Origin of the sequence: Prevotella sp. (genome assembly GCF_036570325.1) — a bacterium.
GTDB lineage: Bacteria > Bacteroidota > Bacteroidia > Bacteroidales > Bacteroidaceae > Prevotella.
Map to the genome: position 1 here is coordinate 552,196 of NZ_DATCYK010000056.1, position 23,416 is coordinate 575,611.

The following is a 23,416-nucleotide window of genomic DNA, read 5'->3' on the forward strand; positions in this document are numbered from 1 at the left end:
TATAAAATAGGCCTTTTATTTTGCATAGTATGATTATTATATTAATTTTGCATCCAATAATCTAAATTTAATAGCAATGAATTTGAAAGTTCGTTTAGCCATCATGAATTTTTTGGAGTTTGCAGCTTGGGGCGCATACTTAACTTCGATGGGTACTTATTTGGTGAATATAGGAATGGCGTCACAAATAGGTTGGTTTTATGCTATTCAAGGTGTAGTTTCCATTTTCATGCCGGCTCTGATGGGTATTGTGGCTGACAGATGGATTCCGGCTCAACGCTTGTTGGGTATGTGTCATCTTTTGGCAGCCTTATGTATGTTCGGAGCCGCTTATTCCGGACAGATAGGAAATGTTAATTACATATTCCCTTTATATACATTGAGTGTGGCTTTCTATATGCCTACTTTGGCTTTGAGTAATTCTGTGGCTTATTCGGGTTTGGCACAAGCAGGGATGGATACGGTTAAAGCGTTCCCCCCGATTCGTGTTTTTGGAACGATAGGCTTTATATGTATGATGTGGCTCGTTGATTTATTAGGCTTTCAGCCCAATCAAAATCAATTCTATGCTTCAGGAGTCGTAAGCATGTTGCTTTTCTTTTATTCATTTACATTACCTCACTGCGAAACAAACAATGAAGCCAAGTCTACGAGTTTGGTTGACGCTTTCGGGCTTAGGGCATTTACATTGTTCCGCCAGAAGAAAATGGCAATCTTCTTTATATTCTCAATGTTGCTTGGTGTCAGTTTGCAGATAACCAATGGTTTTGCCAATCCTTTTATTACTTCATTTAAAGCAATCCCTGAATATGCCAATACGTTTGGAGTGCAACATGCCAATATACTTATCTCTTTATCTCAAATAAGTGAAACTTGTTGTATATTGCTTATACCCTTCTTTATGAAACGTTTTGGCATTAAGAATGTTATGTTGATAGCAATGTTTGCTTGGGTACTGCGTTTTGGCTTGTTCGGCATAGGTAATCCGGGGCCCGGAGTATGGATGTTTGTCCTTTCTATGCTTGTTTATGGCGTAGCATTTGACTTTTTCAATATATCAGGATCTCTGTTTGTAGACCAATCTACTGACCCTGCGCTTCGCTCAAGTGCTCAAGGACTTTTCATGCTGATGACAAATGGTATTGGTGCTACAGTCGGAACATTGTCCGCACAGGCCATTGTGAATGAGCAAACTGTTAATGGTGTAACCAATTGGCAGGCTTGCTGGTTTATATTTGCAGCCTACGCATTATTGGTATGCGTGAGTTTTGGCGTGATGTTCCGCCCGAAAAAAGTTACAAATGAAAATTAAATTACATTACAAGTCTATCTCCGAAGTCGTTGGAATTAGCGATGTCGGATTAATAACGCTGCTCGATGAATTCGAGCAGCGTCAATTGAATATAATATGTGACAAGTTTATGGTTGACCAAATTCAGTTGAGAAGTGTAGAGCAAGATATAGATACACAGTCTTTTCTGCAAGAAGTTATGCTTTCATATATTAAGAATTTGAAATATGGTGAGTTTGAAATACATATTACTTCCGTGGATAATGGAGAATATAAAGCCGAATTACGAAATGTAGCTTTGGGCAAGTCATTCTCATTGCGTGCTGCAGACGCAGTCTTGCTCTCAATCATCTCTAAGCAAGATATATTAATAGACGAACATCTTATGAATTTTCAAAGTGTTCCTTACAAGGCTATGTCCCATTCAATGGCACTACCCATCAATTCTTTAAGCTCCAAGATGATTCAGCGTTCTTTGAAAAAAGCCATAGAAGATGAGAACTATGAATTGGCCTCTCAGCTTCGTGATGAATTAAATTCAAGGAAAAATGAAAGAAGTTAGATTTTTTTATGCGCCTGATGCAGAGAGTAAAACAGAGTTGCCGGCAGAAGAAGTAACACATGCAGTTAAGGTTTTACGTTTGCAGGAAGGCGATGATATTTTTTTAATTGATGGTAAAGGATATTTCTTTAAAGCCCAAATTGACACGGTATCAAACAAACATTGTTTCTACCATATAGTTGAAAAGCTGGTTCAGCCTAAAGAGTGGAGTGGCAATATACACTTAGGTATTGCGCCGACAAAGCATATTGATAGAATAGAATGGATGGCAGAGAAAGCTACGGAGATAGGCTTTGATCAACTCTCTTTTTTGCGTTGTACCAATTCAGAGCGCACTGTTATTCGTGAAGATAGAATCGAAAAGGTTGTTCTTTCAGCTGTAAAACAAAGTCGTAAGCCTTTTGTTCCTCAAGTAAATAGCTTAATCACATTCAACGAATTTATAACTTCTCCATTACCCGGTCGTAAGTTTATAGCTCATTGTTATGAAGAAATCTCGAAGACTGATTTGTTTTCAGAGTTAGAAAACATGTCACAAGATGAAGACATTACGATATTGATAGGCCCTGAAGGTGATTTTTCAATAGATGAAGTGCATGCGGCGATGGCGAATGGATTCCAGTCTATATCGTTGGGACGTAGCAGATTGCGTACAGAAACTGCCGGGCTTTATGCTGTGATGATGGCCCATTTAAAGAAACAACTAATATGAAAACCAAAGAATTACGTTATAACTTGCGCTTCTTATTCTTAGTTTGTATCTGTTCTATACTATTACTTTCCTGCCACGATGCAAGTTATACCAATGCCATTCCAAGTGAAAGTATTGCTTTGGTATCTATTGATGCAAAATCTTTAAATAAGGACGGGGATATTGCATTATTGGAAATGTTTTCCGGAAAAGACATTCGTAAAAGTGGATTAGACTTTTCCGAAAAAATCTATATGTTTGAATCGCAGGATGGGAATCTTGGTTTGTGTGCAAAAATTAGAAGCAAGAGCGATGTTGTTTCTTTCTTAGAAGAGGATAAATCCAATAAAATATCGCCATTACAAGAGTATAGAGGAGTGCATTTTGCTGTTTTAAATGATTCTTGGATGATAGGCTTCAATGATCAAAGCTTTCTTGTGATGGGGCCAACCCCTGCTTCCGGCCAATCCATTCTCCGACAAAATATGGCGAACTATTTAAAGCAGGATGACGAACAAGGTATTGGAAGCAGTAAGTTATTTACCAAGTTAGATAGTATTGATAGTCCTATGGCGATGGTTACGCAAATGCAAGCATTGCCCGACAAATTCATTGCGCCATTCACCCTTGGCGCACCAAAGGACGCGGACGCGTCGCAAATATTGGTAGCAGCTAATATTAAAGTAGAAAATGGTGTGCTGAAAATCGATGGAGAAACGTTCTCTTTCAATAAATCGATTAATCATTCTTTAAAGGAAGCATATAAGGAGTATAGGCCTATAGCCGATACTTTCCTCGGGAACATGTCTAATAAGGATTTATTAGGTCTATTCATGAATGTTGATGGAAATAAGTTTATTCATCATCTGCATGACAATAAATCTTTGGCAGGATTGTTATTAGGCATAAATTCAGCCATAGACATGGATAATATCATCAAAAGTTTTGATGGTGATATGGCTATCATCATGCCGAGTTATTCAGATGACAAGCTGCAACTGTCGCTCTCAGCTCAGACTGCTCACCATAAGTGGATTGAGGATGTGGCATATTGGAAGAAGTCATGTCCCGCAGGAGGAAAAATCCTTGATTGGGAATCACGTTCTTTTTATTATACCGGCAATGAACTTTCATATTATTTTGGCATAACGCCCTCAAACTTATTCTTTAGTGGAAGTACTGCCGCCTTAGCAAAATCATCAATTCAAAAAAGCTCAAGTCCTCTTTCATCCGAAGTTCAAACTCAATTGCGGGGTAAGAAAGTTGGGGTCGTTGTAAGTTTGGCGGCCATCCATAATGACAATATCGACTTGGTAAATAAAATGTTAAAACCTATTGTTGGCAATATTACTACGATTGTATATACATTAAAATAATGGACCATATTATTTTTAATACCGTTGTTCCACATGTATTTTCTTCCCTGACAAGCAATTTGAGTTCAGAGATATGGAACACGGAACTAGCCTTTGATAAAGAAAAACTGTATTTGGTAGAGGCCGATAGCGGCAAAGGTAAAAGTACATTTTGTAGCTATATACAAGGTTATCGCCACGATTATAGTGGTAATATCTTTTTTGATTCCCGATCAACCAAGGAATTAAGCATTCAAGATTGGACTCTTATACGCAAGCAACATATCAGTCTTCTTTTTCAAGAGCTTAGACTTTTCCCGGAGTTGACATCCTTTGAGAATGTTCAAATCAAGAATCAACTCACTAACTTCAAGTCAAAGTCCGAGATAGTCGCTTGGTTTGAACAGTTGGGAATTGCCGATAAAATAGACACACCTATTAAGTTGATGTCTTTCGGACAGCAGCAACGTGTGGCCATGATGCGTGCTTTGGTCCAACCCTTTGACTTTATCCTTGTAGATGAGCCAATTAGCCATTTGGATGAAAGTAATTCTCAAATAATGGGAGCACTTTTGTTGGAAGAATCCCGGCGGCAAGGAGCAGGCGTCATTGTCACGAGTATAGGTAAACACATGGAATTATCTTACGATAAAATCTTGAGATTATAAATATCGCTACATGAATATAGTTTGGAAATTGTTGCGTCAGCATATAAGCATACCTCAATTCGGAGGCTTTATCTTCGCTAATTTATTTGGCATGCTGATAGTCTTGTTGGGCTATCAGTTCTATCAGGATGTGCTTCCTATCTTTACCGGTAAGGATAGTTTTATGAAACAAGGCTACTTGATTGTCAGCAAGAAAGTAGGAACTGCTAATACAATATCGGGACGAACGAATGCTTTCAGCAATGATGAGATAGATGAGTTATCTTCTCAAAAGTTTGTTACGAAAATAGCGACCTTCACAAGTACATCTTATAAAGTGCAGGCTACCATGAGCGTGAATGGGGTGGGTATTGCAAATACGGAAATGTTCTTTGAGAGTATTCCCGATGATTTTGTTGATACAGATAAGGAATTATGGAAATTCAAAGAAGGTGATCACGAGGTGCCGATTATACTCCCTCGTGCTTATCTTACGATGTATAATTTTGGATTTGCCCAAAGCCATAATCTGCCTAAACTGAGCGAAGGTTTGGTTAGTATGATTGATTTCCAATTGTTTATCCAAGGCAATCAACATGCGGAAAAGTTTAAAGGCAAGGTTATTGGCTTTTCCAATAGGCTGACTTCCATCCTTGTGCCTCAATCATTTATGGATTGGAGTAATAACTATTTTTCTTCAGGTCAAACTTTCAGTCCTACACGAGCAATCATTGAGGTTGGTAATCCGTCAGACATGGCTATATCAAAATACTTTGACAAGAAAGGATATGAGTTGGAAGATGATAAACTCAATTCCGAGAAGTCTATTTATTTCCTGAAAATAGTCGTGTCTATGGTCATGATAGTAGGTTTTATCATTTCCGTATTGAGCTTTTATATTCTAATGCTCAGCGTTTATCTGTTGGTACAAAAGAATTCTGAAAAGTTGGAGAACCTATTATTAATAGGTTTTAGCCCTAATGCTGTTGCTCGTCCGTACCAGTTATTAACATTAGGACTTAACTTTTTCGTCTTGATTATATCCTTAATACTTTTATTTATAGTCAGAAGTTATTACATGGATGTTATTCAGTTACTCCAACCCGATATAAACGACAGTAGCCTATTGCCTTCCATCATGTTAGGAGGAATATTATTTATATTTGTTTCTGTGTTGAATATCATAGTGATACGACGAAAAATATTAAGAATTTGGCACCGTAAGGACTAATTCCTTGTATTTTGCCGCCTTGCATGGCTTTTTTAACTGTAATGTAATGTTAGTTTGAGTTATTTTAAGTATTTTTGCAAAATAATCAAATTAACTGGGTTTATCCCCTCAAATTATTCATTAAATTTCAGTTAAAAGCTATGCAAAAAAGATTGCATTTTTTATTAGCGCTTTTGTTGTGCTTTACAACATCACTTATGGCGCAAGTCACAACATCTTCGATGAGCGGTAAGGTTACGCTTGAAGGAACCAGTGAGGAAGTCATTGGTGCTACCGTTCAGGTGCTCCACGAGCCTTCAGGAACACGCTATCAAGCCGTTTCCAACACCGATGGTCGGTTTAACATTCAAGGTATGCGTACCGGTGGACCCTACACGGTGACCATCAGTTATGTGGGCCACCAAACTAAAATCTTTAAGAATGTTCAGTTGCAGCTTGGTGAAGTGTATAACTTAAATGCCAAATTATCAGAAGACGCAACAGTGCTTGGTGAAGTAGTCGTTAGCGCCGCCGCCTCTAAATTCGCTGCGGAGAAGACAGGTGCTTCAACCAACATTACCAACCAGCAAATTCAAAACTTGCCATCGGTAACCCGTAGTATTACCGACGTTACTCGTTTATCTCCCTATGGAGGCAATGGAATGAGCTTTGCCGGTACCGATGGTCGTACGGCTAACTTCACCGTTGATGGCGCTAACTTCAACAATAACTTCGGTTTGAGTTCCAAGTTACCCGGTGGCGGTAACCCGATTTCACTCGATGCAATCGAGGAGTTGCAGGTAGTGGTTTCTCCATTTGATGTCCGTCAGACAAACTTTATCGGTGGTGGTGTCAATGCGATTACAAAGTCAGGTACCAACACCTTCAAGGGAAGTGCCTATGTTTATGCCAAGAATGAGAACTTACGTGGTGACGCGGTAAATGGTCAGCAAATTCAGGGTGCACGTGAGAAAGATCGTAGCACAACCTATGGCTTCACCTTTGGTGGTCCTATCTTGAAAGATAAGCTCTTCTTCTTTGTAAATGGTGAAATGATCAAGACTCCTACTATTGCCAATCGTTGGAGAGGTAGTGTTGACGGAGTAGCTGATGAAACTAATTATATCTCTCGCACAACGCTTTCTGATTTGCAGACAATCTCTGACTTCGTCGCTAAGAAATATCAGTATAACACCGGTTCTTATACCAGCTTCCCTGCTGATGAAAGCAATTATAAAGTATTGGCGCGCTTAGATTGGAACATCAATAACATGCACCATTTGGCATTGCGCTACAACTATACCAAGAATACCAGTTGGATGGCTCCCAACGCCTCATCAATGGATGGTGGAACACGCTCTACTTTTGCCCGTACCTCAATGTACGCCATGTCTTTCGCCAATTCTATGTATGGCATGGATAACTTGGTACATTCTTTCTCTTTGGATTTGAACAGTCGTATTACGGACAATCTTTCAAACCAATTCCTTGCAACTTATTCTAAATTGGACGACGTTCGTACAACTAATTCTTCCGAATTTCCTTTTATTGACATCCTCGACGGAACCAAAACTACCTCTCAATATATGTCATTGGGTTACGAATTGTTCACTTGGAACAACGCCGTACACAATACTATTTGGAATATTAAGGACGATGCAACCTACTATTTAGGTAATCATAAGATTACGGCCGGTCTGAAATTCGAGCACCAATTGGCCGATAACCAATATATGCGTAACGGAACGGGCTATTATCGTTATGAGAGTATGGCCGACTTCATGAATGGAGCAACTCCGGAAGTGGTTAATCTTACTTACGGCTATAATGGAGAAAAGAGTCCGGCAGCCCGTGTGCAGTTCAATACCGCCGGTATCTATGCGCAGGATGAATGGCAGGCTACAGACAAACTGAAACTTACTTACGGTCTTCGTTTGGACGGAATTTTCTTCGATAATAGCGATTTGATGACCAACAATGCCATTTTGGCGCTTGATTATAACGGTCGTCATATCGATACGGGTAAGTGGCCTAATAGCAGCATTACCGTAAGTCCCCGTTTTGGTTTCACCTATGACGTCTTTGGTAATAAGTCTTTAAAAGTGCGTGGTGGCACGGGCTTGTTCTCCGGTCGTCTTCCCCTCGTATTCTTCACGAACATGCCTACCAATAGCGGTATGGTGCAATATCAGGCTCAGCTCAATGCCACAAAGAAAGTATGGGATGGCAAGAAGGGCGCTCCTACATCAGGATTTGAGAAGTATACAGGTGCTTATACTACAAACGCCAATGGTGACCGTTTCATCGATATGAAACAGTTTGCCGGTGGCTTGGTTACGAATGCCGAGGGTAAGGCTACCACACAAGCTCTTTATGACAAGTTGGTTTCTATGGGTTATCCTTCTACAATTTCTCCTGAGGATGGAACCGTGCCTTCTTCTATTTCCGCAATTGATCCTAAGTTTAAAATGCCACAAGTATGGAAGACTTCTTTGGCCGTAGACTATCAGATACCGGTATCTTTCCCATTCTCTGTAACGGTAGAGGGAATCTTTAATAAGACAATCAACAAAACCTCAATCTCTGATTGGAGTATGCGTCCCGCAGAGGGTTTTGCCCGCTGGAATGGTGCCGATAATCGTCCCATTTACCCCACAGGTTTCCGTTCTACGACCAAGGCTTTTGTTCTTGAGAATACCAGCAAGGGCTATGGTTGGACAGCTAACGTTACTTTGAACGCACGTCCTACAGAGTGGCTTAACCTGATGGCTGCCTATACACACGTTGTATCAAAAGAACTTACGGGCCTTCCCGGTAATGCCGCAGAGTCTGCTTTTACCTATGTTCCCACCGTTGCCGGTCCTAACAACATCAAGTTGCACAACTCTCAGTATGTAACTCCTGATCGTTTCGTGGCTTCTGTATCTGCTCATGACAAGAGCGGCAACCACTATAGCTTGATTTACGAGACATGGCGTGGAGGTTATAACAACTCATACATGATGGCCAATGACATGAATGGTGATGGCTACGCTTATGATGCGCTTTACGTTCCCACAGATGAGGAAGTACAGAAGAACTTGTTCCGCTTTGTATCTCCCGATGATCGCGACCGCTTCATGAACTATGTTCACAATGACAGCTACCTCAAGAAACATCAGGGCGAATATGCTGAGGCCTATAGCGTTTATTCACCATGGGTTCACCGTGTAGACTTCAGCTACAAGCACGACTTCAATTTCAAGGTTGCAGGCCAAAAGAATACACTTCAGTTGAGCTTCGACGTGAAGAACCTTATGAACTTGTTTAACTCAAGTTGGGGTGTTGCCAAGTATATGAACTCGTCACTTAACGAGGGCCGTATCTTGAAATATGCCAACACCGACGCCGAAGGTTATCCCGTATTCTCTACTCCCAATGCCGTAACAAAGGACGTGAAGACATGGCTACCTAACTATTCTATCGGCCAATGCTGGTATGCTTCTATTGGCGTTAGATATATCTTTAACTAATTTATAGGACTTATATATATGAAAATAAAATATTATTTGAGCGTAGCACTGTCATTGTTGCTTTTTACCGCATGCTCAACTGACGACACGATAGGCAGTTTGTCCAATATCAATGTTGACAAAACATTCCTTTCGATACCTGAAACCGGTGGCGAAGCCACTATTACCGTCAATGCTACAGAAGCATGGATGTTTGATAAGGCATTTAAGCTAACTTCTAAAGACGCTACCGGCAAAGATGTTACAACCTATGCCGAGCTTCCCGCTTGGCTGACTGCCAACACGCTGACCGGTGCTGCGGGCGAAACAAAAGTTACGTTCCGTGCCGACAAAACCAATAGTGGTCGTGAAGCTACGCTTAAGATTTCTGTTGGTACTCAAGTACAGTTTATCAATGTACGCCAAGGTTCGATGGCTCCATCGCTGGCTTCTTGTAAGGAAGTAAATGGAGGTATAGAAGGTAAGACCTATCGTGTGAAAGGTGCTGTGACCTCTATTGAGAATACTACATATGGTAATATTCATATCAATGACGGTACAGGCGATCTCTATATTTATGGTGTACTCGACAAGGATGGTGCCGCCAAGAACTTTGCTAAGTTGGGTATAGAAGTTGGTGACGTCATAGAAGTTGAAGGTCCTATGTCTATTTACAAGGGTAAAGCTCAGCTTGTTAACGTTATGGTGAACAGCATTACCAAGTCGTTAATTAAGTTAATATCGCCTAATGCGCAAGCTCCGAAGGCGAAGAGCACTATTTCAGTAAAAGTAGCCTATAAAGGTAATGGTGCCTTTATTACGATTCCAGAGAATGCGCAGAGCTGGATTTCAAGTGTAGATACGAAACATTATAAGGGCGTAGCTACCTATCAAGAGCCTAACCCCGCAGATACAGCCGAATTTAAATTGAACGTTGCTGCCAATGAGGGCAATGAGCGCGAGGCCGTTCTTGAGTTTAAGTCTTATTCAGGCTCTAATGTTTCAACCGTAACCTATACTGTTAAGCAGGAAGGTGCTATCGCTACACTTTCTATCGCAGACTTCATGAAGCTCGAGAAAGGTAAGACTTGCCGTCTGAACGCTTATATCTCAAGCATTAAGGATGAAGCTAAGGGCAATTTCTATATCAAGGATTTCTCCGGTGAAACCTATGTTTATGGCATGAGTGATTTCAAGGGCAAAGGTCTGAAAGCTGGTGATATAATTACGATTGTAGGTCAGCGTGACGATTATAAAGGCTCTATACAGATGACAAAAGCCAAGATAGAAGACTCTAAATCGGTTAAGAAGATAACGGCCGCAGAGTTTATTAAACTGGCTGATGATAAGAACACTTTCTATATGTTGACCGGAACGGTAGCTAAACCAACTGTCGCTGCCAATAAGCTTGATTTGCAAACATACGGTAATTTCGACTTGGTTGACGCCAGCGGCCGTGCTTATATCTATGGTGTAAGTACAGGCTGGGGAGGTGAAATCAAGAAATTTGGCACACTGAACATAAAGGAAGGTGACGAAATCACTATCTACGCATACAAGACTTCTTATAAGAATAATCCACAAGGTGTAGGCTATTTTATTTCAAAGAAGTAATTAGTACATTCTTATATACAATAGAGCGGCGTGTTCCAAAGAGGACACGCCGCTTTCTCTTTATACCAACAGCTCTACGTAATACGGTCTTTTTTGTTTCAATCTTGAAATTATCGTTTTATCAACAAGCCAATGACATTCTTTAATTCGTAAGAGCGAGGGCTGCATGAGCGACTTTAGGGCTTTGTGAAAGCTACGCTTTTATGTGGTCAAAGCTATGCTTTCAGGCGCTGAAAGAGCTACTCTTGGTAGTTCATAGCTGTGCTTTGACAAATCCGTTGTTTATATATGAATCCATGGCGGTGGATGAAACGTTTTTCTATAGCTAAGAAAATAAAATGCTTGCCAGTATTATTTATTTTCTTTACTTTTGCCTTATCAATCATTACAACGTATAATTCATTATGGTTATTGACTTCGATAATATGGCGCAGGCCTCGGTCTTTGGATTCAAAGGCGGAGAGGGAGAATTGAAAACTCGCAACTATGTAGATGAAAATATTAAAATCATGAAGAGCGCACTCACGCCCGGGGCGTCGAGTGGCGACCATTTGCATGATGTCAATTGTGAGGTAATTTACATTTTAAAAGGTGTAATGACCTTTTACGCTGATGGGGAGCGAGAGCTTGTAGCTGCCGGTCAGGTGCATTATTGCCCCAAAGGACATACCCACCACTTCGTGAATGAAACCACAGAGGATGTAGAATACTTAGCGATTGTGCCGGAATTAAGATGAAGATTAAAGCAATAGCTTTTGATGCGGATGACACCTTGTGGGACTGTCAGTCCTATTTTGATGGGGTAGAGGCCCAATATGTTTCCCGCCTGCTGGACTATGGAACACCGGAGGAGATAAAAGCGGCACTGTTTAAGACCGAATCGGCCAATATGAGTGCCCTTGGTTATGGCTGTAAGGCCTTTACGCTGTCAATGATAGAGAATGCCGTACAGATGAGCGATGCCGGCATTCCGGCTTCAACCATTGCCGAGATAGTGACTTTAGGTAAATCGTTACTTAATATCCCGGCCACACCGTTGCCCGGCGTGGAGCAAACTTTGGCCCATCTTTATAGGCACACGCCTTATCAGTTGGCGGTATTTACGAAAGGAGAGCTACTTGATCAGGAGAACAAACTGCAACGATCGGGCCTGACACGGTATTTCCATGCGACGCATATTGTATCGGATAAGACGCCGGAGGCATTCCGTAGTTTGTGCGATAGCCTGAAAATAGAGCCGCAGGAGCTGTTGATGGTAGGCAATTCGCTGCGTTCTGATATTATTCCCGCGCTTGAAATAGGGGCTCACGCCGTACACATACCTTTCCATACGACGTGGCAGTATGAGACCGCCGAAGACTTTTCCAACGACAATCTCATAACCATTCATCAGTTCTCCGAGCTTTTACAGATATGCACGTAAGGGCAGTTCTTGCACCGTGTGCTATCTTCAACAGGCTCAAACCGTAGGTCGGGATTGAGAATTTCGGCGATGAGGAACTTTATTTTCTCTTTAAAAGCCTCTATATAGTCCGCGACGTCGGTTATATTTTCTTTCCCAAATTTCAGCGTAGGGTCGTAATCGTTGCCAAAAGTGCTCTGAATAAACAGTAAAGCAGGGCTTACCGGAGCGTTTTCAGCATTGATTTCCTTGCTTTCACTCACCATCATGGAGTAGAGCATGGCTTGTAAATAGTAATCAGCATGCTTGCCGATATTCTTCGGGACGAATATTTCATCCACGTCATTTAGAGCGGAAGTCTTGGAGGAACGGCCCGTTTTGTAATCAATTACTTGTAATCCTCGTTGTGGAAGGTGGTCAAGCCTATCAATCTTTCCGTATAGGTTCATCTTGCGTTGACCGCTGTGGGTATCTATGGTGTACCATGCGTCAATATCTTTTTCCGTTCCTAATACGTAGAAGGGCGCTTTTTTAATATCCAAGTCAATCAGGTTCTTAAAGTAAGACTGTATAACTTGGCGTGTAATGAGTTGTAAACCATTGTATTCCACTCGCTCATTAACGCCCGTTTTAAAGAACTCTTCCTTGAACGCTCGGTCTATGAGACGTTTTAATCCCACCTCATCTTTCTTTGCCTTTTTCAATTCTTCGGCTGTAATTTTGGCTCCTCGTGCCACGTAAGGCTCATAAAACAGCTCGGCCGCCCTATGGAAGATGTTACCGAAAATTCTGTTATCAATCTCTTCGTCTTCGGTATCGGTTTGCTTTATGCCTGCGATGTACTGATAATAATAGCGCAATTGACAACGCAAATAAATACCCAAGGCCGAGGGAGAAATGCGTTCCATGGCGTTGAGAACCTGCATTACTTGCTCATCTTTGGTTATAGCGGCGCTCTTCAAGGTCAGCGGTGTTTGGCCCGCATTCAGGTTATAACGCTTAATGTCATGGCCACTTTCCACCAGCAATTGGAGCATGAATCGGCTCATTTCTCCCGTCTGTTTCGTATTGGTGGCGTTGTTATAAAGAATGGTTACATCCTTTGCCCTTTGCAGAAGCCGATAGAAGTAGTAGGCATAGATGTTGACTTTATTGTCAATGGTAGTCAGTTGGTTGGCTTTGCGGATGGAGTAGGGAATAAACGAGGCGTCGTTAATGCCCTTGGGCATATTGCCTTCATTGCAAGAAAGGATTAGGACATGCTCAAAGTCCAAGTTTCTTGTCTCCAAAACACCCATTACCTGCACCCCGATGACGGGTTCACCATGGAATGGGATGGAAGTAGAGGCTATTAATTGTTGCAGTAATTTCTGCAGCGTCATGATGTCAATCGTCAGGTCGCCGGTCTGTATCAGCCCCGTTAATCGGTTCATCAGGGTGTACATTCTAAAGAGAGATTCTTGCAAGAGTGGGTCGATGGTCTGCGTGCCACGCTCGGCCTGCTCGGCCAAAGCCGTGCCCAAGAACCGGAGCAATTCACATATCCATCCGCATAAGGCCTCATTTCCCTCTACATGTTTAAACAAAAGTTTAAGTCCTTCGTCAACTCCCAACTCGTCCTCGCTGATCAATGTCTTGTGACTTTCCGCCAATTTGACGGCTAAGGGCTGTGCTGCCGGTGAAAGGAAGGTACAATACGGATGGGCGAGAATCTTCTTCACCCAATGCCATCTGTATTTGCTGATATTGGCTTTAAAGCCGTCGGTCTGCAATAAAAACAGCAGTTTTACAAATGTAGATACCGGTGATTGTTGTAATGGATAGCCGGTTGTAACATTTACTTTCAGCGTTTCTCCACCATGGGTCGGGGGCAGGCAGTGAATAACTGTTTGCAAGAGTCCCTCATTACATAGGATGATGGCCGTTTTGGCGCCGTCTTTCATTCTTGTTCCTTCCTTTAACCAATGGCTGACAAAGCGTGCTTGGATATTCTCGGTAGTGGCGCTGACGAATGAAATATCTTTGGGTTGGGTGAGGTGATTGTAAAGAGTGGCGTCCCGACAGTCGAGTTCGTTGGGATAATAGTTAAGATAAGAGGCTATGTAATGGCCGGCCTCCTTGTCTACTTCATTATCATGGGGCATGTAATATTCGTCAAAATCCCAATAGAACTTGGCTTTCCCCAGTTTTTTTAGCTTGTCACAAATGGCCAACTCCACCTTGTGCATCATATTGAAACCTACGAAAATGTAGGTGTCATACTTGAAATCAATCTCCTCAAGCTCCGCTACCTCCCGATAGAGCATACCCTCATAAGCAATGTTTTGCTGTTCTAGCCTTTGTTTATAGCCATTGTATATGGCTTCCATATTGCTCCATAATTGCAGAAAACGCTGCTTCAACTCCGTGTTTTGCGTATCGCTGAAGTTACTAAAAAAGCGTTTCAACGTTTCGCGTTGCTCATCGGTGAGATAATCAAGGCTATCAAGCTCGTGTATATCCTTTAGATTTGAGAATATCAACTTGGGATTGCCCATGTTCTTATCAATGTCATCGAAATCGGATAAGAGCAATTCTCCCCACCCATAAAAGTGGTCGAGCTTTTCATTAAGGCCGGTTATCTCGTTGAAACTCTTATGAAGATCGCATATTAGTTTTATGGAATCACCGACTGTTTTCGTGGAATGTTGCCTGAATAAATCGCTAATGGTAATGTAAGCCGGGCTCCATAATGGGCGGTCGACGGCTTGTGCCAAGTATTTATTCATGAAAAGAGAAGCACGTTTGTTGGGGAAAACAACGGCTATTCTTGATAAATTGTTGCCGTATTTATGAATAATGTCAGTGGCGACATCGCTTAAAAATGTTCTCATTTTACCTCTTCTATCACATTTGTATATACATACCAAAGATAACCGGTCACATGCCGGTATCCCATATCGCTCAAAAGTTGCATGTACTCTTGTACTTGCGCTCTATATGATTCTTTGGGTTTACCAAACTTAAAATCAATTACCTTCATTTCTGTTCCATCACTCATAACTCTATCGGGCCGGCGTTCGATGACTTCCCCCGTCGTATCGTCATAGCGTAAGATGGTACACTCGTTGAACAGTTGCCAGCGATCAGAGAACCAGTCTTTTATTATCGGATTTTCAAAACGCTTTTGAAGCATTGATTTCACCTTCTCAAAGGTGAGTTGTTGGTCGAACAATACGCCGTCATTTTCTAATTGGGACAATACCATGGGTATGTCTTCCGTGGTTCTGATAGACGCGAATATCTGATGAAGTACATTACCCATACGTACATATTGGCGTTGTTGTACCATTTCGTCATCATCAGTTCCGGCTACAAACTCCTTGCTTTTGTTACTTTGACGGAAGTCTACAATCGAGTCGTAGTTTTCTATCTCAACCATTATATCTTGCGCTTGTCGCTCGAACACGTTTGCATGCGTGAGGTCGGCAGCTTCCGGTTGGGGAGTAGGAACATCCAAAGTGCCATAGCTGAATGTATCTCCTTGGATGAATTGTTGCAACAATGCCGAGCGACCATTGGCTTTGCTATTGTATTGACCATATACAAAGAGGTTTCTTTTGGCCCGGGTGAAAGCTACGTAAAGCAAGTTGAGGTTGTCTACAATGTTCTGTAAATGCTCAAGATAATAGTCTTGTTCAAAAATACTATTGGTCATCTTGTATTTATTGAAGTCAACGGGAATAAGGCTGAGTTGATTATATGGGGCGACGGTAGGCCTGCACCAAATGAGATTTTGCTTCTCTAACTGCCAATCACAGAAGGGCATGATGACGTGATCAAACTCCAAACCTTTGCTCTTATGGATGGTAATAAGCCTGATACCATTGTGCTCACTGCTTTGAATAGAAGTGGTGCTTAGCTCGTCTTCCCAATACTTCAGAAATGAGGAAATGTCTGTTATGTTATCTTGAAGATACTCGGCCATCTTGTCAAAGAACGCGCAAACATACGCGCTTTGCTGTTCTAATTTGCCAAGATCAAAGAGTTGATAGAGTTTCTCGGCCATTTCCATCATGGGCATTGCCGCCAATGTATCAAGATAATGAATGAAATCGGGCGGTAATTGGCTATCTATATCCTTGCCTCTAATAAGGATGTCCGACACCGGCTCGTCTATTTCGTTAATATGTTTTCTATAATTCAGCAGTAAAGCGGCCTTGGATAGCTGGTCATTAGGATTCATAATAACCCGCATGGCATAAACCATCATGTTGACGGCAAGCGAGGAATCCAAATGGAAAGCTTCGTCGCTGATAAGCCGTACATGAGGAACATGCTCCATAAAATAGTCACCTATTTCTTGAATGATAGAGTTTTGCCGTACGAGTATGGCTATCTTGTTTTCTTGTACACCCGCTTCCAGCAGTTCTTCCACCTTTTCTGCCATGAATTGTAGGGTCTTGTCATGGTAGCTATCGGCCCTTTCATCGATTAGTTTTATCTCAACCAGTCCCTTCTCGTCGTTCTTCCATTCGGGAATAAGCTGGGCCACATCGGCATAAGCCTTACGAAGTTCCTCGGCTTCCTCGGGATTATTATCTTTCAACGCATTGTATTCTTCCTCCTTAGCGAATGTAAAGAAGTCATTATTAAAGCGTATGATATTCCCATCCGAGCGATAATTGGTGGCGAGACTCTTTGATTCTATCGGTTGGTTAAACTGTTTCTCAATGTTATTGAGCAAGCGCCAATTGCCATCACGCCAGCGATATATGCTCTGTTTTACATCACCAACAATTAAATTAAAGGCGTTCTCATGGCTCATACTTTCTTTTAAAAGCACTTTAAAATTGTTCCATTGTATGTTACTTGTATCTTGGAACTCATCTATCATGATGTGTTTGAGCGCGACACCTATCTTTTCAAATACGAAAGGAGAATCACTGTCGCCAATCAATTCATGCAACAGCGTAGATGTATTGCTCAACAAGAAACGGTTATGATTATCATTCTGCTCTTTAACCTTTTCCTCTATGTGCTTTAATAAGCGGAGTTGGTCAATATGTTGCCTGACGATTCGGGCGCTGAGGATGGACTTCAGTTGTTTTTTTCTTATCTCTTCTGTCTCATTTAGGTAATCTACCAACTGACTTTGTGCAAGCTCATACGCAGCATTTCCGGCTATCCGATCGGCTTTGCGCACCCAATCCTCGGCGCTCGCTGCTGCCTTTTGGGCAGTTTTGTTAAAGACTTCAGACGTGCCGGAGTCCATATAAGCGCCTTGTTTCAGCTTGGTAAAGTAGTTAATCACGTTGTTGAGAAAGTCAGAAGGGTCCACACCGTGCCCCTGAAGGATAGAAAAGAACTCTTCACCACGGGTAATGATGGCCTTTTCGCCTTGAGATTCAATTTCTTTCAGTTGCTTCTTAAAGCAATAGAAGAAGTCTTTATCCTCAAAGATGGCATTGAGTCCGACTACGTTTTCTTTGTAACAGTCGCTGAATATATTTCTTCCAAAGTCTTTTATCTTACCGATGACATTCCAAGATTTATCATCTTGCATGGAGTCGGTTATGTATTCCATAATCCAATTGAGGACGGGCGTTTGCTCATTGAGTTCCTCAATCATTTCATCAACGGCGTTTCCCTCAATCTGATAGTCATTCAGGGAGATATTCAAGTTGGCATTCAGTTCCAATTCCCGGGCTAAATTACGCAGTATGGTTTGGAAAAATGCGTCAATGGTTTCTACTCTGAAATAGTTATAATTGTGCAAAAGAAGATGTAAAGCCACTTTGGCTCTCTTGCGGACCATCGCTTCTCCAAAGCCCGTTTTAGCCTGAATTTGCAACAGATAGTCATTTTTTGTAGTGCCATGAGGGTAGGCTATGGCATATAATTGCGACAGAATACGCATTTTCATTTCGGCAGTGGCTTTGTTGGTGAACGTCACTGCCAATATATGTTTAAAGTCATGAGGATTATTAATCAATAATGTCATGTACTCAACTGCCAATGTAAAGGTTTTTCCTGAGCCGGCACTTGCCCTATATACTGTCAAACTTGTCATAATCTTATACCATTATCCGATTACCATCGCCTAAATAATTCAAAACCGAACTTGCATCCCCATTCTTTAAACTTGCCATTGCGGTTATTGACAAACACACCCATGCTAAACAGCCGGGTGGTGAATCCAAGTCCGGCTTCCATGTATGGATGCAGGTTTTTTGCGAACAATCCGCTTAAATAGATACGCTCCATTTCTATGAAATGCCCAACAATAGGCAGGCGGGAAACGACAAGGATAGGGCTTTCGTATGTTAAGTTGCTTCTGACATACCAATTGGAAACATTATATTCGTCACTTCCCAACAACTCAAACTCGCAACTCCAATTATCACTCCAGCCCCCGGGAATGTTGTTGACCCTGAAGTTTGAGTAGTCCAAAAAATAGGTATAACCATCTTTGAGCGTGTACATACCCGTACCTAAACGCATTTGAATAGAATGCAGGCGAGTAGGTTTCAGAATCCATTGCCCATCTAATTCCCAACGCTCATAGTTGATTCCACCTTTCAAGAAACCATTGATTCCTCGTTCCCAGTCGAGTGTTATATAAGGCCCTTGCCATCCGATGGGGCGCCATTGCCATTCAATCATTGGCGCCATTGACTGATAGACGGTAGGCAATTTGGCTTTGCGGTAAAATGCTTTTTCAACAGCGGATCGGCGGTGGTACATAAAGCCCACTTGAAAACTCCAATTATCGCTTATATCATAGTTATTGACAATCTTGAGATTGGTGTCCTTGAAAAAGTTTCTTCTACTTTCCTTACCGTCAATAGCTTCGGGAGTGGCGTCTTGCCCGGCCTGATTCTGTTGTGCGGATTTCTCTAATAACTCATCCGCATTGTCCTTTATGCGCTGATTTCTTATCCAATTTCCATTACCAACCTCCACGTTTATAAAGCCATTTCTACGCTTGTTATAGTAGAAATAGAGTGGAATATTAAAATAGAATTGATGTTGTTTGAAAGCATATCCGGCCTTTAGGCGCAAGTTTAGTTCCTGATTGGGCGTGAATAAATATTGCGTACGCACATCAAATTTATAGGTAAAACCTCGCTTATGGTCATATCCCATATAGAGAGGATTCAAAAGAGGGTTGATTCTTATGTAGCCTTGATTTCTATTTCCGAAGTTACTTTTGATTCTATTGACAAGATTGTCACCTATCATATCCCACATGATGGTCTTTAACTTAGAGGGAGGACGCGCAATAGTGTCACGGTTTTGTCTTTTCAGATTTTGCTCTTCCTCATATTCTGAAAGGATTGCCAATTCCTCCATGGTCAGCGTGATGGGGCGCAGTCGCTCCATCCGAGTAAAATTATCCTCCGTAACATGGTTATTCCCAGTCAATTCCGGCAGGTCATACACGGCTCTGAAACTACCTTTGGTCTGGCTACCTAAAAAGTTGAAGTCGCAAAATAAGCGGACATCCTTGGGCATAAGCGACTTGACACCATCGTCACCCATTTTGATAGCCATATTGAATCGGACCATATCATACTCACCACTGAACGTTGCACTGATAACTCTTCCATTATCACCGTCAACCATTGCTTGTCCTTCAACTAACTGCGTATTCTTATATTTGGGCTTAAATACAACGCGAGAAGTACCATTGGGCAGAAAGCTGACATAATATTTGTAAAATCGAATGTTATTAGTATGGAAAGGAGAAAAGATGGTATTCTCTATAATAGTCTCATGATAAATCTCCGGAGTAAGGTATTTCAGCACGGTCGACATGCTCTTGCTCCTATGCGGAATGGTCGTTATCTCAAGTACCTTTTGCGTCTCGTACTTCTTCAGTCCCTTAAACATAACCTTCTCATAGGCTTCTGTTATATATTTACGCTTCTTTCCATGGGCTATGGCATACATGCTTGGGACTGCCAAGAGCGCCAAATTCCTTTTCTTTACATTAAGCGTGTATTTGGTGTAAGCATAGGTAGTAGACCCTTGTATATTTGAAGTATCTACCGTGTGGGTGTAGTTTAAAATCTTACGAATCATGAAAGAATCACGCCGCTCGACACTTCTCGATGGCTGAAAGCTCATGGCCAAAACGATTCCCAACAACAATTTCGTTAGGATTTCACTATGTTTGCGTCGTTCTTTCATCGATTTACAAATGTATAAGATTTTTTCTGAATGTCAAAATTTATGTTTATTTTTGTGCCGAATTAAAACTAAACGAAATGAAGAATTTTCTTTTAATCTTGTGTTTATTCGTTTCCGCTCACTTGAACGCGCAGAATAAACGCGAATTCCGTGGGGCTTGGATTCAAATAGTAAACGGACAATTCCAAGGCATGAGTACGGAACAAATGCAAACTACTTTATCTTATCAATTGAATGAGCTGCAGCGTGATGGCGTCAATGCTATCATCTTTCAGGTCAGAGCCGAATGTGATGCGCTTTACCCCAGCAAGTATGAGCCTTGGAGCAAGTTTCTCACGGGTGTTCAGGGTAGGGCTCCCCAACCGTATTGGGACCCATTGGAGTGGATGGTTGACCAATGCCACAAGCGTGGTATGGAGCTTCATGCGTGGATAAACCCTTACCGTGCAAAGACCAAGTCTACCTCGCAACTGGCTCCCAACCACATTGGCGTAACCCATCCGGAGCGTGTTTTCAACTATGATCAGCTCTTGGTGCTTAATCCCGGCTTAGCTGAGAACCGTCAATATATATGCGAAATAGCCGCTGATATACTGAGACGATACGACGTCGACGGCTTTCATATCGACGATTACTTCTATCCTTATCCCGCAGGACTGGCCATTCCCGATCAGGAAACCTTTGCCCGGCACAACAACGGCTTCCGCAATATCGCTGATTGGCGCCGCGATAACGTGAATCTTTTTATAAAACAACTAAACGACACCATCCATTCCATTAAGCCATGGGTGAAGTTTGGCGTTTCTCCCTTTGGTATTTACAGAAATAAAAAGCAAGACCCCGTCAATGGCAGTGAGACCAACGGACTGACCAACTATGACGACCTTTACGCCGATGTATTGTTTTGGGTAAACAAAGGATGGGTAGATTACACGGTGCCACAGCTATATTGGGAGATTGGAAACAAAGCTGCTGACTATAAAACACTGATTACTTGGTGGAATCGTCATGCGGCAAATCGCCCGCTCTTTATAGGTGAAGATGTTACAAGAACCGCAAAATTCGCTGATCCGAGTAATCCAAACAGCCATCAATTGCCCGCAAAGCACAAGCTCCATCAGCAGATGAAGAACGTGCAAGGCACGGTATTATGGTATGCCAAGGCCGCTGTGGATAATGTAGGTAACATCGGTAGCACGTTAAGAGACTACTATTGGAAATATCCGGCGCTCATGCCGCTCATGCCATTCATTGACCATAAGGCTCCCAAAAAGCCACGAAAACTGAAACTCATCGACACAGTAGATGGCCCGGTGCTGTTTTGGACGGCTCCAAAAGGAAAGAAATGGGGCGACAAAGCCCATCAGTATGTGGTTTACAGATTTAAGAAAGGAGAGCGAATCGATTTGAAGAATCCTGCCAAAATCGTGAAGATAACCCGAGAAACGATGTATCGTTTGTTGCCAAACGAAATGAGTGGACGCAGTGTTTACGTCGTTACATCGCTCGACCGTATGAGTAATGAGAGTAAAGCGGCCAAGCGTAAGGTTCGCTTCAAGCAGTAGACGACGTATTATTTCTTGTATTTTTCAATGTCAACCGACTTATTAATCAAAGTACTTTCCAAGTGCCCGCTATTTGCGGGCCTTACTTCTGACGAGATAGCACTTGTCTTAGCCGACTTAGACTATAGACAAGTGCGCTTCGCCAATCATGATGTTTATACCCTTGCGGGCATGCCTTGCAAGTGGGCCGACATAATTTTATCCGGCATTTTGATATGTCGCATGTCATCGGTTTCGGGTAAGCAGGTGGAAGTCAGCCGTCTGCGGCCGGGTAATCTTGTAGCTCCCGCATTCATCTTTGCTAAAGACAAAGCCATGCCCGTTAGCGTGGAAACCAGCGGTGAGGTTGTGGTATTACGATTGAAGCCCGAAACATTGCAGCGCTTATTGGGCGTTCATGAGGTTATCCGCATGAATTTCATAAGGGTATTAAGTAATATCGACGTTTTCCTTACAAAGAAAATGCGTGTCCTTAGCTTGCTGACTATCCGTGAAAAGGTAGCCTACATGCTGCTGGAACAAGCCGGTGAGCAGGGTACGGACACGGTACTTCTCCATCAATCGCGCCAAGCCATAGCCGACTCTTTCGGCATACAAAAGTTCTCTTTACTGCGTGTACTATCGGATTTGGAGAAAGAAGGCATTATCCAAATCAAAGGGAAGGAAATAAAAATATTAGATCGTAGGCGATTGTCACTTTGAGACAATCGCTTTATCTTTCCGCATGAGCCACTTCCTTGTTTCGCTATCAAACTTCTCTATGGCGTAACGCAGCATGGTCCTTGGCATTTTAAGCCGATGCAGTTCTACGTAGTCGTAGAGCCGTTGCTTATCTCTTTTGCCCGCTTCTCTCAACATCCATCCCACGGCTTTGTGCATCAGGTCGTGAGAATGGTGCATAAGTAGGGTGGCAAGTCGGTACGTTTCGTCTAAATCATTGGCTTTTATAAAGGTATAAGTGGCTACCATGGCGATACGATTTTCCCATAAACTACTGCTTTCGGCTAACTTATCAAGTACCGACCGAGGCTTATCAATCAAATAACCACCTATAATCTGTGGAGCCGAAAGGTCTACCAAATCCCAATTATTGATATATTTGGTATGTGCCAAATAGAAATCAAATACCTCGCGGCTTACCTCCCGACGGCATTTCAAGGTGAGAATCAACAGTCCACACAAGCGCATTTCGTGCCATTGGCTGTGAAGCAACTTGCTTACTTCAGCCAATGGCAAGTCCATAGCTAGCCGAGCTACAGCCCTGACCTTGGGCACCGTAATACCCATAAACTTATCATTTTCGCCATATTGGCCCTTGCCGGTCTTGAAAAAGCGGGCAAGGTCAATGGCTTTTTGCTCGTCGGCCTGCGCTAAGAGCAGCTGTTGAATCTCGTTGCTATTCATCTATGATTT

16 protein-coding genes are annotated in these 23,416 nt (G+C 42.2%); 12 read left to right on the plus strand and 4 right to left on the minus strand.

Going from position 1 to position 23,416, the window contains the following annotated elements:
- Positions 1-76 precede the first annotated feature (76 nt).
- From VIR50_RS06460 to VIR50_RS06505, 10 genes are all read left to right on the plus strand, one after another.
- Positions 77-1,312: a nucleoside permease gene (locus tag VIR50_RS06460; protein WP_331934317.1), complete on the plus strand. Its 1,236-nt coding sequence runs from the start codon at positions 77-79 to the stop codon at positions 1,310-1,312.
- Complete coding sequence (locus tag VIR50_RS06465; RefSeq protein WP_331934318.1) at positions 1,302-1,853, plus strand: bifunctional nuclease domain-containing protein; 552 nt, start codon at positions 1,302-1,304, stop codon at positions 1,851-1,853. The genes VIR50_RS06460 and VIR50_RS06465 overlap by 11 nt, the downstream gene beginning before the upstream one ends.
- A complete protein-coding gene (locus VIR50_RS06470; protein WP_331934319.1) occupies positions 1,840-2,565 on the plus strand; it encodes a 16S rRNA (uracil(1498)-N(3))-methyltransferase in 726 nt (241 codons plus the stop codon). The genes VIR50_RS06465 and VIR50_RS06470 overlap by 14 nt, the downstream gene beginning before the upstream one ends.
- A complete protein-coding gene (locus VIR50_RS06475) occupies positions 2,562-3,920 on the plus strand; it encodes a DUF4836 family protein (protein WP_331934320.1) in 1,359 nt (452 codons plus the stop codon). Before VIR50_RS06470 ends, VIR50_RS06475 begins: the two co-directional genes overlap by 4 nt.
- The gene (locus tag VIR50_RS06480; protein ID WP_331934321.1) at positions 3,920-4,567 is read left to right on the plus strand and encodes an ATP-binding cassette domain-containing protein; all 648 of its coding nucleotides are present in this window, start codon (positions 3,920-3,922) and stop codon (positions 4,565-4,567) included. The genes VIR50_RS06475 and VIR50_RS06480 overlap by 1 nt, the downstream gene beginning before the upstream one ends.
- A gap of 10 nt (positions 4,568-4,577) precedes the next feature.
- A complete protein-coding gene (locus VIR50_RS06485) occupies positions 4,578-5,777 on the plus strand; it encodes an ABC transporter permease (RefSeq protein WP_331934322.1) in 1,200 nt (399 codons plus the stop codon).
- Positions 5,778-5,917: 140 nt separating this feature from the next.
- Complete coding sequence (locus VIR50_RS06490; protein ID WP_331934323.1) at positions 5,918-9,268, plus strand: TonB-dependent receptor; 3,351 nt, start codon at positions 5,918-5,920, stop codon at positions 9,266-9,268.
- An 18-nt stretch (positions 9,269-9,286) separates the two neighbouring features.
- Positions 9,287-10,861, plus strand: a complete 1,575-nt coding sequence (locus tag VIR50_RS06495; RefSeq protein ID WP_331934324.1) for a BACON domain-containing protein — start codon at positions 9,287-9,289, stop codon at positions 10,859-10,861.
- Positions 10,862-11,265: 404 nt separating this feature from the next.
- A complete protein-coding gene (locus tag VIR50_RS06500; protein WP_331934325.1) occupies positions 11,266-11,598 on the plus strand; it encodes a cupin domain-containing protein in 333 nt (110 codons plus the stop codon).
- Entirely contained in the window at positions 11,595-12,284 is a 690-nt protein-coding gene (locus VIR50_RS06505) for an HAD family hydrolase (protein WP_331934326.1), read from the plus strand. The genes VIR50_RS06500 and VIR50_RS06505 overlap by 4 nt, the downstream gene beginning before the upstream one ends.
- Here VIR50_RS06505 and VIR50_RS06510 read toward each other — a convergent pair.
- Genes VIR50_RS06510 through VIR50_RS06520 form a run of 3 tightly spaced genes read right to left on the minus strand, consistent with a single transcriptional unit; the run spans position 12,251 to position 20,438 of the window.
- Positions 12,251-15,136: a PD-(D/E)XK nuclease family protein gene (locus VIR50_RS06510; protein ID WP_331934327.1), complete on the minus strand. Its 2,886-nt coding sequence runs from the start codon at positions 15,134-15,136 to the stop codon at positions 12,251-12,253. The two genes, VIR50_RS06505 and VIR50_RS06510, sit on opposite strands and share 34 nt — an antisense overlap.
- Positions 15,133-18,315 carry a UvrD-helicase domain-containing protein gene (locus tag VIR50_RS06515; protein WP_331934328.1) on the minus strand — a complete coding sequence of 1,061 codons (3,183 nt, stop codon included), beginning with the start codon at positions 18,313-18,315 and terminating at the stop codon, positions 15,133-15,135. The genes VIR50_RS06510 and VIR50_RS06515 overlap by 4 nt, the downstream gene beginning before the upstream one ends.
- Before the next feature lie 20 nt (positions 18,316-18,335).
- On the minus strand, positions 18,336-20,438 hold the full coding sequence (locus VIR50_RS06520; protein WP_331934329.1) for a DUF5686 family protein: 2,103 nt from the start codon (positions 20,436-20,438) through the stop codon (positions 18,336-18,338).
- A 77-nt stretch (positions 20,439-20,515) separates the two neighbouring features.
- On the opposite strand from VIR50_RS06520, the gene VIR50_RS06525 reads away from it, so the two are divergent.
- Positions 20,516-22,003: a glycoside hydrolase family 10 protein gene (locus VIR50_RS06525; protein WP_331934330.1), complete on the plus strand. Its 1,488-nt coding sequence runs from the start codon at positions 20,516-20,518 to the stop codon at positions 22,001-22,003.
- 27 nt (positions 22,004-22,030) lie between these two features.
- Complete coding sequence (locus tag VIR50_RS06530) at positions 22,031-22,705, plus strand: Crp/Fnr family transcriptional regulator (RefSeq protein WP_331934331.1); 675 nt, start codon at positions 22,031-22,033, stop codon at positions 22,703-22,705.
- On the opposite strand, the gene VIR50_RS06535 is transcribed toward VIR50_RS06530, so the two are convergent.
- Positions 22,697-23,407: a DNA alkylation repair protein gene (locus VIR50_RS06535; RefSeq protein ID WP_331934332.1), complete on the minus strand. Its 711-nt coding sequence runs from the start codon at positions 23,405-23,407 to the stop codon at positions 22,697-22,699. The genes VIR50_RS06530 and VIR50_RS06535 overlap by 9 nt on opposite strands.
- Positions 23,408-23,416: the final 9 nt, after the last annotated feature.

Coding starts and splice junctions, on each gene's coding strand:
- VIR50_RS06460 (WP_331934317.1), top strand. CDS start 77: ATGAATTTGAAAGTTCGTTTAGCCATCATGAATTTTTTGGAGTTTGCA.
- VIR50_RS06465 (WP_331934318.1), top strand. CDS start 1,302: ATGAAAATTAAATTACATTACAAGTCTATCTCCGAAGTCGTTGGAATT.
- VIR50_RS06470 (WP_331934319.1), top strand. CDS start 1,840: ATGAAAGAAGTTAGATTTTTTTATGCGCCTGATGCAGAGAGTAAAACA.
- VIR50_RS06475 (WP_331934320.1), top strand. CDS start 2,562: ATGAAAACCAAAGAATTACGTTATAACTTGCGCTTCTTATTCTTAGTT.
- VIR50_RS06480 (WP_331934321.1), top strand. CDS start 3,920: ATGGACCATATTATTTTTAATACCGTTGTTCCACATGTATTTTCTTCC.
- VIR50_RS06485 (WP_331934322.1), top strand. CDS start 4,578: ATGAATATAGTTTGGAAATTGTTGCGTCAGCATATAAGCATACCTCAA.
- VIR50_RS06490 (WP_331934323.1), top strand. CDS start 5,918: ATGCAAAAAAGATTGCATTTTTTATTAGCGCTTTTGTTGTGCTTTACA.
- VIR50_RS06495 (WP_331934324.1), top strand. CDS start 9,287: ATGAAAATAAAATATTATTTGAGCGTAGCACTGTCATTGTTGCTTTTT.
- VIR50_RS06500 (WP_331934325.1), top strand. CDS start 11,266: ATGGTTATTGACTTCGATAATATGGCGCAGGCCTCGGTCTTTGGATTC.
- VIR50_RS06505 (WP_331934326.1), top strand. CDS start 11,595: ATGAAGATTAAAGCAATAGCTTTTGATGCGGATGACACCTTGTGGGAC.
- VIR50_RS06510 (WP_331934327.1), bottom strand. CDS start 15,136: ATGAGAACATTTTTAAGCGATGTCGCCACTGACATTATTCATAAATAC.
- VIR50_RS06515 (WP_331934328.1), bottom strand. CDS start 18,315: ATGACAAGTTTGACAGTATATAGGGCAAGTGCCGGCTCAGGAAAAACC.
- VIR50_RS06520 (WP_331934329.1), bottom strand. CDS start 20,438: ATGAAAGAACGACGCAAACATAGTGAAATCCTAACGAAATTGTTGTTG.
- VIR50_RS06525 (WP_331934330.1), top strand. CDS start 20,516: ATGAAGAATTTTCTTTTAATCTTGTGTTTATTCGTTTCCGCTCACTTG.
- VIR50_RS06530 (WP_331934331.1), top strand. CDS start 22,031: ATGTCAACCGACTTATTAATCAAAGTACTTTCCAAGTGCCCGCTATTT.
- VIR50_RS06535 (WP_331934332.1), bottom strand. CDS start 23,407: ATGAATAGCAACGAGATTCAACAGCTGCTCTTAGCGCAGGCCGACGAG.